Annotated in this window: 1 protein-coding gene; it reads left to right on the top strand. The window is 59.5% G+C overall.

The genetic code is table 11. The features are described 5' to 3' along the window. Positions 1-738: 738 nt before the first annotated feature. The coding region (locus VF202_14955; GenBank protein ID HEX7041414.1) for a helix-turn-helix domain-containing protein at positions 739-1,266 on the top strand (528 nt) is incomplete at its 3' end.

Below are 1,266 nucleotides of genomic sequence, written 5' to 3'. Positions count from 1 at the left end.
CCGACCGTTTACACTCACTTTACAATCACAGCCCAGGAAAGGATGGCCTGGTCAGAATGGCTAGCTCTTTTTTACTATTCGTCGACGGGATACGGTGAGTCGTCTACATGGGATTACCCAATCTCCAGTCTGCCGACCAATAGCTGGGACATATACTACGCGGATACCAGCCAGGCTGGAAAGGATGTACAGGTTGAAGCGTATTCCCAGCTTCGAAGGGTGTACTACTACGACCCAATTAGAGACCTTATTTACTATCAGACTTACCCGGCGCAGGAACCCATGGAATGCATTCCTGCTCACGGCGTGGTCCAACTGCAGTAGAAACTCAACCCTTGAAAGTTATCACGACCCGAACCTGGTGAGCGTCGGAGAGGCGGAGGAAGCTCCTGTGGACTGCTTACCATGAGCGCCCTATTGTGGCGGGCGTCCTAGGTCATCAGTACCACGGTCGCCGTTGGGTCGGATGCAGAAGCGTGCTCGCAGCGTGACGCAACCCGGCAAACAGGCAGCCACTCGAGAAGGGCCGCATCGAATCATGCGGCCCTCTCGCGCATATCGAATTTGCAGCGTATCCAGGAGAGGCGCCTAGGCGCTTCAGGCGTCCGAGACGCCCGAGGCTCACCCGACGTTCCAGAAGGGGAGCTCAGACTAATTTGAGGAAGCTACGATCTGATCTGACATTTGCGTAATCTACTCCAGTGTCGGTCGTTTGACCACCGGAGAGGAGAACCGACGATGACGCAGATGGAGAAGATCATTCGACCGAAGCTGGGCCTGCTGGAGCTGGCGAAGCAGCTGGGGAACGTGAGCCAAGCCTGCAAGATCATGGGTTACTCGCGCGACAGCTTCTACCGGTTCAAGGAGCTGTACGAGAAAGGCGGAGAGCTCGCGCTGCAGGAGATGTCGCGCCGGCAGCCGAACCTGAAGAATCGGGTGGCGCCGGAGATCGAGCAGGCGGTGGTGGAGCTGGCGCTGGAGCAGCCGGCCTGGGGCCAGGTGCGGGTCTCGAGCGAGCTGCGCAAGCGAGGGCTGTCGATTTCACCGGCGGGGGTGCGCTGCGTGTGGCAGCGGCACGAGCTTGAGAACATGAAGCTGCGGCTGAAGGCGCTGGAGGCGAAGGTCGCGCAGGAGGGGCTGATTCTGACGGAGGCGCAGGTTGCGGCGCTTGAGAAGGCGAAGAGCGAGAAGGAGGCGCACGGGGAGTTTGAGAGCGAACACCCGGGCTACTGCGGCGCGCAGGACACGTTCTACGTCGGCAACCTG

It is taken from the genome of Trueperaceae bacterium (assembly GCA_036381035.1).
Classification (GTDB): Bacteria; Deinococcota; Deinococci; order Deinococcales; family Trueperaceae; genus DASRWD01.
The sequence above is the reverse complement of the archived record's forward strand: the minus strand, read 5'-3'. Positions and strand labels throughout refer to the sequence as shown.